The 14602-nt window shown below is 57.5% G+C and carries 15 protein-coding genes; 11 read left to right on the forward strand and 4 right to left on the reverse strand.

Features of this window, described 5'->3' with window-relative positions; all coding sequences use genetic code 11:
- Window positions 1–27: 27 nt before the first annotated feature.
- The 4 genes from glyA to EN845_RS30625 form a co-directional block, all read right to left on the reverse strand.
- Window positions 28–1365: a serine hydroxymethyltransferase gene (gene glyA, locus EN845_RS30610; protein ID WP_063169266.1), complete on the reverse strand. Its 1338-nt coding sequence runs from the start codon at window positions 1363–1365 to the stop codon at window positions 28–30.
- Between the two features lie 37 nt (window positions 1366–1402).
- Complete coding sequence (locus EN845_RS30615) at window positions 1403–1747, reverse strand: helix-turn-helix domain-containing protein (protein WP_082826567.1); 345 nt, start codon at window positions 1745–1747, stop codon at window positions 1403–1405.
- A gap of 1056 nt (window positions 1748–2803) precedes the next feature.
- Window positions 2804–4738, reverse strand: coding sequence for an HrpF/NolX family T3SS translocon protein (locus tag EN845_RS30620; protein ID WP_024505366.1), 1935 nt, complete (start codon window positions 4736–4738; stop codon window positions 2804–2806).
- Between the two features lie 301 nt (window positions 4739–5039).
- On the reverse strand, window positions 5040–5738 hold the full coding sequence (locus tag EN845_RS30625; protein ID WP_024505367.1) for a secretin N-terminal domain-containing protein: 699 nt from the start codon (window positions 5736–5738) through the stop codon (window positions 5040–5042).
- 187 nt (window positions 5739–5925) lie between these two features.
- On the opposite strand from EN845_RS30625, the gene EN845_RS30630 reads away from it, so the two are divergent.
- The 11 genes from EN845_RS30630 to EN845_RS30680 all read left to right on the forward strand — a co-directional run bounded on the left by EN845_RS30630 (window position 5926) and on the right by EN845_RS30680 (window position 14317).
- Complete coding sequence (locus EN845_RS30630; RefSeq protein ID WP_024505368.1) at window positions 5926–6435, forward strand: nodulation protein NolB; 510 nt, start codon at window positions 5926–5928, stop codon at window positions 6433–6435.
- 36 nt (window positions 6436–6471) lie between these two features.
- The gene (sctJ, locus tag EN845_RS30635) at window positions 6472–7308 is read left to right on the forward strand and encodes a type III secretion inner membrane ring lipoprotein SctJ (protein WP_272483026.1); all 837 of its coding nucleotides are present in this window, start codon (window positions 6472–6474) and stop codon (window positions 7306–7308) included.
- A complete protein-coding gene (locus EN845_RS30640; RefSeq protein ID WP_281033888.1) occupies window positions 7253–7939 on the forward strand; it encodes a nodulation protein NolU in 687 nt (228 codons plus the stop codon). Before sctJ ends, EN845_RS30640 begins: the two co-directional genes overlap by 56 nt.
- Entirely contained in the window at window positions 7936–8559 is a 624-nt protein-coding gene (gene sctL / locus EN845_RS30645) for a type III secretion system stator protein SctL (RefSeq protein ID WP_024505371.1), read from the forward strand. The genes EN845_RS30640 and sctL overlap by 4 nt, the downstream gene beginning before the upstream one ends.
- Window positions 8556–9914, forward strand: a complete 1359-nt coding sequence (sctN, locus tag EN845_RS30650) for a type III secretion system ATPase SctN (RefSeq protein WP_024505372.1) — start codon at window positions 8556–8558, stop codon at window positions 9912–9914. The genes sctL and sctN overlap by 4 nt, the downstream gene beginning before the upstream one ends.
- Window positions 9890–10402, forward strand: a complete 513-nt coding sequence (locus EN845_RS30655; protein WP_063169269.1) for a hypothetical protein — start codon at window positions 9890–9892, stop codon at window positions 10400–10402. Before sctN ends, EN845_RS30655 begins: the two co-directional genes overlap by 25 nt.
- Window positions 10403–10491: 89 nt before the next feature.
- Entirely contained in the window at window positions 10492–11520 is a 1029-nt protein-coding gene (gene sctQ / locus EN845_RS30660; RefSeq protein ID WP_095769044.1) for a type III secretion system cytoplasmic ring protein SctQ, read from the forward strand.
- Complete coding sequence (gene sctR, locus EN845_RS30665; protein ID WP_029354851.1) at window positions 11513–12178, forward strand: type III secretion system export apparatus subunit SctR; 666 nt, start codon at window positions 11513–11515, stop codon at window positions 12176–12178. The genes sctQ and sctR overlap by 8 nt, the downstream gene beginning before the upstream one ends.
- A 2-nt stretch (window positions 12179–12180) precedes the next feature.
- Complete coding sequence (locus EN845_RS30670; RefSeq protein ID WP_024505375.1) at window positions 12181–12456, forward strand: EscS/YscS/HrcS family type III secretion system export apparatus protein; 276 nt, start codon at window positions 12181–12183, stop codon at window positions 12454–12456.
- An 8-nt stretch (window positions 12457–12464) separates the two neighbouring features.
- The gene (sctT, locus tag EN845_RS30675; protein ID WP_063169270.1) at window positions 12465–13283 is read left to right on the forward strand and encodes a type III secretion system export apparatus subunit SctT; all 819 of its coding nucleotides are present in this window, start codon (window positions 12465–12467) and stop codon (window positions 13281–13283) included.
- Window positions 13280–14317: an EscU/YscU/HrcU family type III secretion system export apparatus switch protein gene (locus EN845_RS30680; RefSeq protein WP_024505377.1), complete on the forward strand. Its 1038-nt coding sequence runs from the start codon at window positions 13280–13282 to the stop codon at window positions 14315–14317. Before sctT ends, EN845_RS30680 begins: the two co-directional genes overlap by 4 nt.
- Window positions 14318–14602 lie beyond the last annotated feature (285 nt).

Here is a 14602-nt window from a genome sequence, read left to right on the forward strand (position 1 = left end):
AGTGAGGAGTTTCTGGATTGGGGTGGCTTATCGGTCGGGGATGCCGGGAACATCGAACGCAGTGCAGAAGTCGGCAACGTCTCTTCGTACGCTCGCATGAACTTCCTGGTCATCGGGCTGGCGGCAGACCGAGTCGATGAAAGCGGCGATCTGCACCATCTCCGTTTCGCGCATGCCCATGGACGTCACCGCTGGTGTCCCTAAGCGGATGCCGCTTGTCAGCGCCGGATGCCGCCGGTCGCCCGGGACCATATTGAAATTCGCAATGATGCCTGCACGCGATAAGCGCTCCGCATAGGCTTTGCCTGACAGCGACCGGTCCCGAAGATCAAGGATCAGCATGTGATTGTCAGTGCCCCCGGTGACGAGTTCATAACCTCGCTCCAGAAGTGCCTGGGCCAGAGCCTTGGCGTTGTGGACGATCTGCTGACCGTAGACACGAAAGGACGAGTTCGCTGCTTCCTGCAAAGCGACGGCAAGCGCGGCGATAGTATTCATATGCGGTCCGCCTTGCAGAAGAGGGAACACGGCGCGGTCTATACGTTTGGCCAGATTGTGTTTGCTCTTCGGATGATGGAGGGGCTGATAACGGTCTTCATTCCTTGATAAAATGAAGCCACCCCGGGGACCGCGGATCGACTTGTGAGAGGTGCTGGTGACCACATCGCAATGGGACACGGGGTTCGGATGCACTCCTGCGACAACCAGGCCGCAGATGTGGGCGATGTCAGCCACCAGATACGAGTTCACCTCCGAAGCAATTTCGGCCATTGCCGCGTAGTCAAAAATACGCGGATAAGCAGTTCCGCCGACCCAAATTAGCTTCGGGCGTTCCCGCTTGGCGGTCTCGCGCAAGTGGTCATAGTCAATTTGCTGTGTCTTTTCGTGCAGCCTGTACGGGACGCGCTGATAATCGCTGCCGGAAAAATTGACGGACCAACCGTGAGTCAGATGGCCGCCTTCGGGTAAAGGCAAGCCCATGACTTTGTCACGGGGGCTCAAAAGCGCGCGATAGACAGCCTGGTTGGCTGGCGAGCCTGAATAAGGCTGGACGTTGGCATGTTCACTGCCAAATAGCGCTTTCAGGCGCTCGATCGCGAGGGTCTCAAGCTCATCGACGATCTCGTTTCCGGCGTAGTAGCGCGCACCGGGGTATCCCTCGGCATACTTGTTGGTGAAAATCGACCCGGTCGCTTCCAACACCGCCGAGGAGGCAAAGTTCTCGGAGGCGATCAGTTTGAGAGTTGTCCGCTCCTGACGCTCCTGTCTTAGAAGCAGTTCGTGAACGCGGGAGTCGACGGCGGCTAAGTGAGGCCGCCCGTAAGTGTCGGGCTGCGCGATGGCGCCGCCGGCGGAGTTATCCATGGTAGTCGCGCTCCATTTGGACTGATCTATTTCACGATCAAGCAGGCGGTCCCTTCAACCGCGCGTCTTGTATTGCTTCCAGGCGTTGTAGGTCTCTTTTATGATGGCCATCATCGTGGGGCAGGAGATCGACCACCAATTGAGCCAGCTCGCCATCCTTGCCTCCTGCTTGCATATGGTACGAAGACTGCGGACGTTGTTCGTTGCAGCAAAGAAAGTTGGCTCTGACCAGCCGCCGAACGTGGCGTCGAACCTGCTCGCGAGGCAGACCGGTAATATCGGCCAGCTCGCCGACGGTTAGATCCGCATGCGCGCAAAGGCCCAGGATTCGAAGGCGATCAAGATGCGCTGCCGTCCTTAGGCGATTTACCAGTGTCAACATTGGTTAGCATCAACCCGGACGGGATGCAGCAAGCCGCTAGCCCTTCTATCCCCATCAATCCGCATGAGACCTCTCTCGTCATTTGCTGTAAATCCGCTGGTATGGATGCTAATGGAAGATAGATCACAGTCCTTTCTACGACTAAGACGCCAGATATTGGGGCTAATGTACCACCTGACAGGAGACTACACTCACGAACATTATGTGAATTTTTTTTAACGTTGCTGAGAATCAAGGGGGAGGTTTGGCGAATGTCTCGCCGTCGACTGTCGAATCCTGCCCGACGGGATTATAGGGTGCGTAGCCTGCTTGTCCTTTCCACATGACCAGCGACGATGGGGCGAAGGCGGCAGACATAGCTCTGGAGCATGCTGCGGTATCTTTGGCCTGAAGCCGAGGAAGGCGGACCGTGGCTTCCGCGCCGCTGCCGGGAGCCCGCGAACAGGCCAAGTGGATCAGCCGGGTGTTGCCGTCATAGAGCGTGAGACCCAAAGCTGGCCAGCCGCGCCCTGAGGCTGACGCACCGCTCAGCGTCCACCTTGCTCTCGAAGCCCATCGGCATAGCGCCGATAACGACTTGACCGCGTGCGTGTCGACGAGCGATCGGTGAGCGCAAGGATCGAGGGTGCAGTGCAGGATAATGCTGTTTTAAATCAGCGCTGTTTTCAGCCGACTGCCTTGAGCGTGGCACGAGGATATAGGCCCAAGGCAGGAGATCATCGTCTGCTGTTCGGGAGGCCGCCCTGGGCGCGCGACAGCCGTTCCTTCGGCTGCGCCGCTCCGCCACCATCCGCGCCGTGCCTTCCGGAGACCATTCCCGCTACCGGCCGGCGCCCGTGAAAACCTCGACCCGGCGCACCGGCTCGAGATGGCTGGGCTCAGCGTAACTCTGAAGTCGTCATATACCGAAGTCTTCACAGACTTCGGACATCCCCCTCACAGTCCGATCCAGATGGCGTCAGGAACACCGCTTGCGTTGATGCGGATGAACCCCTGCTTGTGCCACAATGACCCTTATGTCAGCGCGCGAGCCAAAGCTTCCGCGCAAGGCGACGGCTAGGATAAGGCAATGCCGACGAAGGGCACATTGCTTGCCACACTCTGGAATGATGGCATGCTCGGAAGGCCTAGGCTTTGCTCAGGGCCGCCTGCAAGGCGCGCTTTGAGGTTATTCACATAGCCTTCTGCGTAGTCCTGCGCCGTCGAGACCGAAAGATCAATGCCTGCCGCCAAGGCCTCTTCCATCAGGTGCTTTACGAGCCCATTTCGAATGGCCAGCTTGACCTCGGGGCCTGCGATAAGGCCGATCGCCTGCGCGGCCATATTGAGGCCAGCTTCCTCCAGCGCTCGCTTCATATCGCCTCCGTTAATGGCCGTACGCAGGAGATTGGCTGCTTGCGACTCAGCCTCGAGAACCATCGAGGCAAGATCGGCTACTTGTCCGAGGCCCGGAATGAAGCTGAGCAGTCCCACCGCCGTTGCCGCCAAGTCGAGCACTTTCGTCTCGATTTTGAGCACGGAGTCGACGACGTGCATGACGGCCCCGCCGTTCTTTTTGGCTGACTTAATGTCAGGCTGGTCCATCAGGCCCATCTTCATGTCCGCGACGGCATTCTGCTCTTCTGCGGTTTGGGCGCCGTGGGTGATTGGCTGCTGAACGTTGCGGTTCGCAGACGACATGTTTGTGCAAAAATGGGCAAAGTCTTTTTTGCTGATATTGCCGGAATCAACCGTATGCCCGCCGCCAAAGTCGAAGAATTTATGATGGGTCTTATAGCCCGTGATCGAATTGTTCAGGAGGCCAAACAAAAGAGGATCTGAAAGGAGCTGAGAGGCTGCTTCCCGCACTTTCGGATCAAGGCTCTTGTCGTCTTTCATTTTCGCCAGTTTGTCGCGAGTCAGAACACCGCTTCCAAAGAACGTGTCCTGATGGTCCTTGATCATCTCGACCGTATTCAGCTCAGTTTGCGTGAGGCTCATCGACGATGAGGCGACTTGCAGGAAATCCTCTTTGTGCATCTTCCCTTTCGAGCCACCGCACAACTGGTTCCAAGCATCGGGGTGATCGAGGAAATATTGCGCCGCCGCAATGACCTGGGGCGGAAATTTGCCGTTTTTCGATTCGCCGCCGACCATTTTCTTGAACTCATCCAGACTCAGGTCCTTGGACAGATTTTCGGAGTACCGGTAAAACTCCCGCAAGGCATCGCTCAAGGTCATGACCGAAGGCTGCAAACCTCCGCTGCCGTCGGATGGTATGTAGTTCTGCTCGTAGCTTCGCGCTTGGGCTTCCTGAAATGCAGCAACTTGTGGGTGGTGGTTTGAAAATCCGGCCAAGTCCTTGGCGTTGATCTTGCCTCCACAGCGGCCGTCGCCCTGCGAGCCAATCGCATAAAAAAGTCCCGAATCCTGCTGCAGTCCCTGGATCGCCGCTTTCAGATCCGGTGGCGTAGAGGGATCATTGGCTTTGTCGGTCAACGACTTCCAAGTAAGCGGGCATTGGTCCTTGTGACGGTTGAGTACCGCAACAATCTGCAACTCAGCCGTGGTCAGCGACCCACCGTTCCACGTGATTCCGGGGCTCGGCCTGGGAGCCGGCTCGATCTTCGGAGTGACGCCGAGCAGATGTTGGGCTTCAGTCGCCTTGGAGCGTTGCGATTGGTCCTCCTTGAGAGCCGCCCTCATATTTGGCGGCAGCAGATCCAGTGGGTGTTGCTCCAAGCCATTCAATGTCAAGACATCCGGTGCCAGATGGCCCAAAGGGTCCTGCCGCAATTTATCCATTGTCGAATCAAGATTCGACGCTGGCAGATCCCCTTGCGCGAAAGAGCCGGGCTTGTCTGCCAGCACACAAGTGGACAGCATCGCTTCGAAGCACGATGCACTTTGCTGATGCTGGGTCGCAAAATGGGAAACTTTCAGGCCCGGCCAACCCCTTGCGGACTGTAGCGAATTTGAGCGGTAGAAAGTTGAAAGATTACTGGCCGACATTATGCATCCTCAGACGTGACGTTGAAATCCCCACAAGAGACCCCGACAGAAGATCCCTTGCGTTTCACAAAATTCGACAATTCCAAGCGTCGGCAGGTCACGAATGCGCCTGCCCTGCCTTCAATTGCTGTGTTCCGGGCCGGCTCCAAGGTTCGGTCCAACACAATGGCCGGAGTCACCGCGAGAGCTGCCGGGACTCATCATGAGCGGATTAGCTTTCGAGAAACTGACGAGTTTGCGAAGAGTTCACAAAGGGGTAGCCGCAGTCATGTTCTTCAGAGCTGCGGGAAATCCTCAATGTTCATTTCTTGCCCAGCTCAGGCTTCCCGCCAACGCTATCCTGTTGTGGGATGTCAGAAGAATAAGAAGCATCCGGTCGTCCGTCGCGAACGACCGTAGTGGAGGAGCCGCGAAACAAGATCAGCACTGATTCCTTTGGCGTTGCCGCTATGTGAGTCTGCGCCTGCGCCTGCGCCACCAAGCCGTTAAAGGTCTGCTCCACGAGTGCGACGAAGCGCGGTGGACCGGAAACGAAGACGAGGCCATTGCCTGGCACGGGTTTGACCACATAGCGCTCGTCGGAGATATCAAGCTTGTCGAGAGCCCCCTTGAACGCATCGAAGCGAATCGACGTCATCAAAAGCATTCGAGTTTGCGATTCTTGTGCAGCAGACACATAGAGCACAAGGCCGTCATAGTACCATTGTAGACCGTAAAGGTTCGTCAAGCGGTCGAGGAACGCGCGCGGTGGCAAATCAGGCATACGTCCGCGAATTCGCCCCTTCACCGCAGGACTGATGTTGACCCTGATATTCAGGTTGTTGCCGAATTCCTGCAACGCTGCAGCGAGCTCCTGATCCAGAACCGTGTATCTATAGGGTGTGGCCGGAAGGGACAGCGGGACTGCATGCGCCGGGTGAATCCCGGTGGACAGAAAAAACCCGGCACAAAGAAGTCTCAAAACATGCAGGGTGACGGGTTGGATAAGCGTTCTCGGCATGTCGCACTGATAAACCAAACGCTGAAATCATCACAAGTGACTAAATTGCCGAAGAGATTTTAGATTGTCGAAATGACGCCGCCGTTAGTCAGCTTGTTGTCAGCTTGCCCCCCTAGGAGTGTTGCGCCGACACCGGGTGATGAATGGGCGGGGCTCGCCCGGTCAGAGAGAGCAACCGAGTCCTTACATGATGATGCCTGTCACGTCGATCTCTGCCACTCTAACGGCTGGCCTCCCCAGGGTCGGATCACCGTCGATTGTCGAGCAGGCCCAGTTTGAGCGCGCCTTAGGGCATGCAGCCGACTCGCTGAAAAACGATGCCGCCGCGGGGCCAGCGAGTGCGGCGCCAGTTGCTGCGGCGATGGATGTTCAGCGCGCGGCTGCGCCGACGAGCGGCATGGGCGATCGCGTGTTGCAGACGATTTCCTCCCTATATCCACACAACACTGTTTCCTTCCCCGCGCTCGACCATGACATAGCCCTTTCGAAGGGCGCTCTACCGGGACCGGCGCAGAAGCTTCCCGTTCCAGGTGAGGCGGGAACCGGAATCTCGGGCATTCCCCAACAAGGGCAAGACTTCGAAACGATGATGGCTGGTCTTCGGGATGTTTACAACGGCGTCACCCAGGTGGCGCTTATCTCCAAAGGCGTCAGCGGCGTCACATCATCCGTGAATAAACTTTTGAAGGAAGGCTGAACCGCGCGCATGATTGGCTTGGCCGAGGGCGAAATCATGCGTGGCCTGTCAGGGTGGCGGTCGGTTAGGCTTGTCATGCTGCCAGTTCTCGTCGCCCTCACTGCTTGCAAAGCCGACCTCTACACGCAATTGCAAGAGCGTGAGGCAAATGAAATGCTCGCACTTCTTGAAGACAACGGGGTCGCCGCGATCCGGGTGGTCGCCAAGGATGGAACCAGCACGATCCAGGTTGACGAAAAGCTGCTCGCCTTCTCAATCAACCTTCTGAACGCCAAGGGGCTGCCGCGCCAATCCTTCAAGAACCTCGGTGAGATATTCCAAGGATCAGGCCTGATTGCCTCGCCGACCGAAGAGCGTGCCCGTTACGTGTATGCCCTGAGCGAAGAGTTGTCGCGGACGATCAGCGATATCGATGGCGTTTTTTCTGTACGTGTTCACGTCGTGCTGCCGCATAACGACCTTGTGCGAGCCGGTGCCACGCCATCCTCGGCCTCGGTGTTTATCAGGCACGACGCAAAAACAAATGTCGCGGCTCTGCTGCCAAAGATAAAGATGCTTGTAGCCGACAGCATCGAAGGCCTGTCCTACGATAAGGTGGAAGTGGTTTTGGTGCCGGTAGAACGGTCCGCACACGAGCAACGGCCCGATCCGACTGCTGTTTTGCCACAAGCATCACTACCTCTTCCTGCGCCACTTCTGGCGACCGTAACAGGTTTTGCCGCAGCCGTATTCGCCGTGGCCTGTTATCTCTTGATCGGCGTTGTTACGCGTCGGCGCAAGCAATCAACCGGCGTTTCCAAGGTCGAGGGGCGCCGGGATGCTTCTGCTGTCGAGGCCATTCGCAAAAGAATGCCTGCAATTGGACGTGGGTGACATCTCATTGCCAATGCCTATACAGACCGCCCGACCTGATGGTCCGCACTTTCCGGGCGCGAGCGAGCTTGCGGCTTCGGCCCATCCAACCCGTCTTGCGGCGCGTCTTGATCCAGCGTTATCGGCCGAAACGTTAGTGAAGTTGCAGAAGTGTTCCAGACTGCATCCAAGGCTGGCAGAATTGCTGGGCAACGATGACGTGGATCTGAACCACATCGGCTGCAGGCCGGACCTTCTACGCGGGCATGATCCATATCGAGCGGCCCTTCTTGCTGGTAGTATCTGGCATGCCCGTTCGCTGGTCGCGTTTGTCTCTCAGCCTGAGCTTGCCATCCTTGTTAAACGCATCGGCGTGGATGCACACGCATTCGGAATCCGACACCTGCTGCATGCTGTTGACAAAAGACTGATCTCGGACCCAGAAAAACTCGCTCAGCAAATCGAATACGATGGACACGCATGTCTTGGAGCTTGGCTCCAGGACAGTTCAGCGACCGAGCGTAACCGCGTGCTTCTTCGATTGCCCGAGGGGACTGCCGCGGAGACTCCAGCACCTGAGCATTGGACCGCCGCCGGCCAATTGCTTTCACTTGTAGTAGCTCATTTTGAGACAGAGACCCCGGTGAAATGACAGTCGAACTTTCCGAGGGGCCAATAGCGCCGCAGATGCGTCCAGTCGGACCACTGATACCCGCGAGCGAGCTCGAAACCTGGCACAGCGCCGCGCAAGCCCTTGCCGCGGCAGAACGGCATCGGCAGCGCGTTCGAAACTGGGCACGCGCGGTTTACCAGCGGGCGTGGGCGCGCGGCCACATGGAGGGCTCGAATGCAGGCACCGAGGAGATGGCAGGGTTGATTGCGGAGACAATCTCCGAAATCGCGCGACGAAAGGCGGCTCTGGAGCAGGAATTGCCGCAGCTCGTGATGGAAATATTGAGCGATCTTATCGGCGCTTTCGATCCGGGCGAGCTATTGGTGAGGGCTGTTCGTCACGCCATAGAGTGTCAATACAGCGGCGCCGACGTTTGCCTTCATGTTTCTCCCATGCAAGTCGACATGCTTGCACGAGAGTTTGCTCGATGCGACGGCCAGGATGGTCGACCAAGGGTGCGGATCGAGCCCGACCCGACATTGTCGCCGCAACGCTGCGTGCTGTGGAGCGAGTACGGCAATGTTGACCTTGGACTTGACGCCCAGATGCGCGCGCTGCGCCTTGGTTTCGGGACGCTCTGTGAGAAAGGCGAGCTATGAGAAAGCCCGTCCCAGAACATAACGCTGACGCCGACACTCGAGCTCTCGTTCCAGCAATCTCGTCTTTGAGGGCTGCGGCCAAGCGAATTGACACGCGTGCGGTGCGCGGTCGGATCACGCGGGCTATCGGCACACTGGTTCATGCCGTCTTGCCAGACACTCGTATTGGGGAACTTTGCCTCCTAGAGGACCCGCGAACCGGGCTGTCGCTCGAGGCCGAGGTGATCGGCCTGTCGGGTGATGGTGTATTGCTGACACCGATCGGGGACTTGGTGGGCCTATCCAGCCGCGCAGAGGTCGTGGCCACTGGCCGAATGCGTGAGGTGCCCGTCGGCGGCGATTTGCTCGGTCGCGTGATCGACAGTCGTTGCCGCCCATTGGACGGCAAAGGCGAAATCAAGACCGTCGAAACTCGGCCCCTGCATGGCAGAGCCCCCAATCCGATGACGAGGCGCATGATTGAGCGGCCATTCCCGCTTGGGGTCCGTGTCCTCGATGGTCTGCTAACGTGCGGCGAGGGCCAGCGGATCGGGATTTATGGCGAGCCAGGTGGTGGCAAGTCGACGCTGTTGTCACAGATCGTAAAGGGTGCCGCCGCTGACGTCGTCATAGTGGCGCTCATAGGCGAACGTGGACGGGAAGTTCGTGAATTCATCGAAAGGAATCTTGGTGAAGAGGGCCTTCTCCGTACGGTCGTCGTGGTTGAAACATCCGACCGCTCGGCGGTAGAGCGTGCGCAATGCGCTCCAATGGCGACTGCGCTCGCGGAATATTTCCGCGATCAAGGCCTACGCGTTGCTCTCATGCTGGATTCGCTGACGCGCTTCTGCCGCGCTATGCGCGAAATAGGCCTTGCTGCGGGTGAGCCGCCGACGCGACGGGGCTTTCCTCCTTCCGTTTTTGGCATGCTGCCAGGCCTGCTCGAGCGCGCCGGCATGGGTGAGCGGGGCTCAATCACGGCCTTCTATACGGTGCTTGTAGAGGGTGATGGCACGGGTGATCCAATCGCCGAGGAATCGCGTGGTATTCTCGATGGCCATGTCATCCTCTCACGCGCTATTGCGGCGCGATCGCATTTCCCCGCTATTGATGTGCTGCAGAGTCGCAGCCGCGTCATGGATGCAGTCGTTTCGGGGACACATCGCAAGGCAGCATCCATTTTCCGCGAGCTCCTGTCGCGCTATGCCGAGACCGAGTTCTTGATCAATGTTGGCGAATACAAGCCAGGTGGAGATCCCCTGACTGACCGGGCTGTCGCGTCAATCGACGAACTGAGGGAGTTTCTGCGCCAGAGCGAAGATGACGCGTCAGATTTCGAGGAGACGGTCGCATGGATGTCGCGTCTGACCGCGTAAACTGGATTCAGTCTTCGAGTATACGGCTTCTGAAGGAAATGCAAGAGCGTCGTGCCCTTGGCGAGCTGTCCAAGAAGGAAGCCCAGCGCGATGTGGCCGCCTCAGCCGTACAAAATGCCTCTAGGGAGCTTGCAATGATACAGCAACATTGTTCAAGAAAAGAAGCAGCGCTCTATCAGCATCTGATGTCACTCGACAACTTGTCTAGCGCAGCGCTCGACCGTCACCGCCTTCACACTGAACAACTTGCCGCTGAGATCAATTCCAGACGGCAGATGCTTGATGATACCCAAATCGCTCAAGAGGAGGCTGAGATGGCGGCGTCCAGGACGAGGGAGCTATGGGTCATATGTTCGGCGGCAAGGGACAAATGGCAACAAATCGAGGACGACGTGCGGCGCGCCGTCGAGACTCATTCGGAGGCCGCAGCCGAGATCGAGGCCGACGATGAGATACTGCTGAAATATGCGAGGGGGTCGCTTGCCTAAATGCCGCGCAACCGGATCCGACGGTCGCAAGAGGTCGTCCGAATGACACGACCGTGCAGTCTTTGATAGGCGCTGCGGTCACACCCGCCATGTTCGAACCAGTTCTGAAACTGTCCCACACGGTTGTCTCGTGGCTCAATGATACAGCAGCGCCGCGCACGCCGTTTCAAAGCCGGATCAACGAGGTGCCGCTATCGGTGCGAACGGCAGGGCTTGTCTGGCAGCAGGAACCTGCTGCCATTCCGATGCTTGACTGCGTCTGGAGAGTGGGAGCCGAAACGGTCATCTTGTCACTGTCGCGCCCGCTCGTAGAGGAGTTCATCACGACAGTGCAGAACGGCTTGGCCTTCCCTTCCGAGCCAACTGCTTCGCTAATTCTCGAACTCGCTCTGGAGCCGCTTGTCACTCGACTGGAGGAGACGACGCGTCTGAACGTGCAACTCGTGCGGGTATGCGAAGCCACGATGCTGGCTCCTCATCTTGAACTCGACATCATTTTCGGCGCGGTCAAGGGCAAGGGCCGTCTATTCCTGTTCACGCCACTTGACGGCTTAGTACCGCCTGCGTTTCGCGCGCTAGGCGAACTGCTTGCCCAGTTGCCGCGGCAGCTGGGCGGGCTGCCTCCAGAGCTCCCGCTCATTGTTGCAGGAGAGGTCGGCACGCTTCGCCTTCCTGCGGCGCTTCTTCGAAGCGCATGTGTCGGTGATGCATTGTTGCCCGATATTGCGCCGTTCGGCCGCGGCCAGATCACCCTAGCTGTCGGCCAGTTGTGCGCCGAGGCGGATCTTGACGGCGATGAATTAATCTTGCGGGGGCCTTTCCGCCCGCGACCGTGTCCTTTGGAGAGTGCGCATATGACACAACCCGGATCGCAACTGGAGCTTACTAAGGATCTCGACGATGTCGAGATCGTGCTTGTCTTTGAATGCGGCCGCTGGCCTATTTCTCTTGGGGAATTAAGAAGTGCCGGCGAAGGGCATATTTTTGAACTTGGATGGCCGATCGACGGCCCGGTCGACATAGTGGCCAATGGTCAGCGTATCGGGCGTGGCGACATTGTCCGCATCGGAGAAGAGCTGGGCATCAGGCTCCGTGGCGGGTTTGCATGCAATGAGTGAAGCTCAGCCGACAATCCTGGCGCTTCTTGCGGTTACCGCCGGACTCGGTCTGCTGGTTTTAGCAGTTGCCACGACAACGGCCTTTGTAAAGGTATCAATTGTTCTTTTCCTCGTCCGCAATGCGCTCGGGACCCAGACCATACCACCCAATGTGGTGCTGTACGCCGCGGCGATGATCCTCACTATGTTCGTTAGTGCGCCCGTTGCTGAGCAGACCTATGACCGCATGTCGGATCCCAAGCTCCACTATCAGACATTCGACGACTGGGTAAGCGCCGCTAAAGCCGGAAGTGAGCCCTTGCGCGAGCATCTCAAGAAATTCACAAATGAAGAGCAGCGGCGATTTTTCCTATCTTCGACAGAAAAGGTCTGGCCAGAGGAAATGCACGCTGCAGCCACGCCTGATGACTTTGCAATACTTGTACCATCTTTCTTGCTATCAGAATTGAAGCGCGGATTTGAGATAGGATTTCTACTTTATCTGCCTTTTATTGTTATAGATCTGATAGTGACAACTATCTTGATGGCAATGGGTATGTCGATGGTCTCACCAACTGTTATATCTGTCCCGTTCAAGATCTTCTTGTTTGTTGCCATTGATGGTTGGTCAAAATTGATGCATGGGCTTGTGCTGAGTTATACGTTACCGGGAGGCTGATCATCACTGAATCCAGCATCATTACTCTTATGAGCCAATCACTGGTGGTTTTCATGATCTGGATTCTACCGCCGCTCATTGCATCAGTGGTTGTCGGCCTCGTCATCGGCATCCTCCAGGCGGCGACGCAGATCCAGGATGAAAGCTTGCCGCTCACCGTGAAGCTTCTGGTCGTTGTCGCGGTGATTGGGCTGTTTGCTCCTGTGCTAAGCGCCCCGCTCATAGAGCTAGCCGATCAGATCTTCACCGAGTTTCCCGCAATGACACTTAGCTACTAGTCCGCCCCATGGACGCGCCATCGGCCGATATTCAAATTCTGATCCAGACGGCTTTCGAACTCGTCGTTGCGGCAGGTCTTGGGGCAGCCCGCGCGATGGGCATCATGCTGATCTTTCCCGTATTCACACGCTCGCAGATCAGTGGGCTGATCCGGGGCTGTTTGGCTGTTGGCTTCGCACTACCATGCCTGGCACACGTCAGCGGCGGATTGCCGGCGCTGGATCCTGATACGCGCCTGATCCAGCTAACCCTGCTCGGATTCAAGGAAGTTTTTGTCGGTGTACTCCTTGGCACTTTTCTTGGCATTCCGCTTTGGGGCCTTCAGGCTGCCGGGGAGCTTATCGACAACCAACGCGGCATCAGCAGCCCGACCGCTTCGGCCGATCCCGCGACGAACAGTCAGGCTTCCGCGATGGGCGTTTTTCTGGGGATCACTGCGATTGCCATATTCGTCGGATCAGGAGGCCTGGAAACTTTGATCAGTGTCCTGTACCGCAGCTACTTGATCTGGCCGGTGTATCAGTTTCACCCGACACTGAGCGGGCCAGGAGCAATGGAGTTGTTGGGGCTTCTCGACAGCATAATGCGCACGGCATTATTGGTATCGGGGCCTGTCGTGTTCTTCCTGATACTGATTGATATATCGATGATGCTGCTGCGTCGCTTTGCCCCGCAATTTAAGGCGAGCCAACTGTCTCCGGCAATCAAGAACATTGTCTTTCCAGTTCTCATGGTCACCTACGCTGCCTATCTGGTGGAGAGCATGAAACTGGAGGTCACACGTGCCAACGGCGTGCTGGAGTGGTTCGACAAATTGCTGCCATGAGCGACACAAGTGAAGAGAAGACACACGCCGCCAGCCCGAAGAAGTTAAGTGAAGCGCGCAAAAAAGGACAGCTGCCACGTAGCTCCGATTTCGTCCGCGCGGTCGGGACTTGCGCTGGGCTCGGCTACCTTTGGCTAAGAGGCAGCGTGATCGAGGACAAATGCCGGGAAGCGCTCCTATTAGCCACCAAGTTGCAGAGCCTACCTTTCGATACCGCGGTGCCGCAGGCATTGGTTGTGCTCGTCCAACTCACAGTCGCGGCTGTTGGCCCGCTGCTTGGAACCCTTGTCGCCGCGGTGATTTTGGCCAGCCTGCTAGCCAATGGTGGATTTGTCTTCTCTCTGGAGCCGATGAAGCTCAGCTTTAAGAAAATTGACCCCTTTGAAGGGCTGAAGCGCTTGGGGTCTGCTCGTTCCATGGTCGAAGTCTGCAAGACCATGTTCAAGGTATTGGTTCTCAGCGCAACCTTTTCCATTGTCCTTCTCGGGATGTGGAAGACAATGGTCCCTCTGCCGATCTGCGGCATGGGCTGTGTTGGCCTCATCTTTATGGAGACAAAATTGCTGATGGGAATTGGCGCCGGCGCACTGCTGGTCGGCGGACTGATCGATCTTCTGCTCCAGCGCGCGTTGTATCTGCGCGAAATGCGCATGACCAATACCGAAGTGACGCGCGAGTCGAAGGATCAGCAAGGAGCGCCAGAGTTGAAAGGTGAACAGCGTCGCATCCGCGAGGAGGCGGCCGACGAGCCTGCGCTTGGCGTGCATCGCGCCACGCTGGTCTTAACAGGAAGGGCGGTCCTGATCGGTCTGCGTTACGTTCGCGGTGAAACCGGGGTGCCGTTCTTAGTTTGCCGTGCCGAAGGTGAGCGCGTTTCACATGTGTTGAGCGAGGCGCGGGCACTACGCCTGACGATCGTCCATGACCATGTCTTAGCGCGTCAGCTGATAGGCACTACAAAACTCGGCCACGCGGTTCCTATGCAATATTTCCAGCCTGTCGCGAAAGCATTCTTTGCCGCAGGCTTGGCCTAGTCATTGGAAGTCCACGACTGCCCAGTTCAAAACTGACCTGGCTCCATGCTAGTGGCAAATGTCGGCTGACCATCCGTGCCCCAGTGTCTCTGTCAGGCCAACCGCGCAACCGCGGGCCTGGGGCAATCACTCCCCTCGGATCTGCCACCCAGCAACTACGGCAAGTCCTCCGGGCATGACCTTGCAGCCTCTGCTGGCCGGTGCGTGGCGCAGTCCGAGGTTTTGAGGCCGGCAGTGCGGATTTGATTGGTGCAGCCGTTGGAATGCCCTCGTCAGCTAGTCGTC

Origin of the sequence: Mesorhizobium sp. M8A.F.Ca.ET.202.01.1.1 (assembly GCF_004791595.1) — a bacterium.
Taxonomy (GTDB): Bacteria; Pseudomonadota; Alphaproteobacteria; order Rhizobiales; family Rhizobiaceae; genus Mesorhizobium.

Coding starts and splice junctions, on each gene's coding strand:
- sctQ (WP_095769044.1), top strand. CDS start 10,492: ATGTTCGAACCAGTTCTGAAACTGTCCCACACGGTTGTCTCGTGGCTC.
- EN845_RS30625 (WP_024505367.1), bottom strand. CDS start 5,738: ATGCCGAGAACGCTTATCCAACCCGTCACCCTGCATGTTTTGAGACTT.
- sctN (WP_024505372.1), top strand. CDS start 8,556: ATGAGAAAGCCCGTCCCAGAACATAACGCTGACGCCGACACTCGAGCT.
- EN845_RS30640 (WP_281033888.1), top strand. CDS start 7,253: ATGCTTCTGCTGTCGAGGCCATTCGCAAAAGAATGCCTGCAATTGGAC.
- EN845_RS30655 (WP_063169269.1), top strand. CDS start 9,890: ATGGATGTCGCGTCTGACCGCGTAAACTGGATTCAGTCTTCGAGTATA.
- EN845_RS30620 (WP_024505366.1), bottom strand. CDS start 4,738: ATGTCGGCCAGTAATCTTTCAACTTTCTACCGCTCAAATTCGCTACAG.
- EN845_RS30630 (WP_024505368.1), top strand. CDS start 5,926: ATGATGATGCCTGTCACGTCGATCTCTGCCACTCTAACGGCTGGCCTC.
- glyA (WP_063169266.1), bottom strand. CDS start 1,365: ATGGATAACTCCGCCGGCGGCGCCATCGCGCAGCCCGACACTTACGGG.
- EN845_RS30615 (WP_082826567.1), bottom strand. CDS start 1,747: ATGTTGACACTGGTAAATCGCCTAAGGACGGCAGCGCATCTTGATCGC.
- sctR (WP_029354851.1), top strand. CDS start 11,513: ATGAGTGAAGCTCAGCCGACAATCCTGGCGCTTCTTGCGGTTACCGCC.
- sctT (WP_063169270.1), top strand. CDS start 12,465: ATGGACGCGCCATCGGCCGATATTCAAATTCTGATCCAGACGGCTTTC.
- sctL (WP_024505371.1), top strand. CDS start 7,936: ATGACAGTCGAACTTTCCGAGGGGCCAATAGCGCCGCAGATGCGTCCA.
- sctJ (WP_272483026.1), top strand. CDS start 6,472: ATGCGTGGCCTGTCAGGGTGGCGGTCGGTTAGGCTTGTCATGCTGCCA.
- EN845_RS30680 (WP_024505377.1), top strand. CDS start 13,280: ATGAGCGACACAAGTGAAGAGAAGACACACGCCGCCAGCCCGAAGAAG.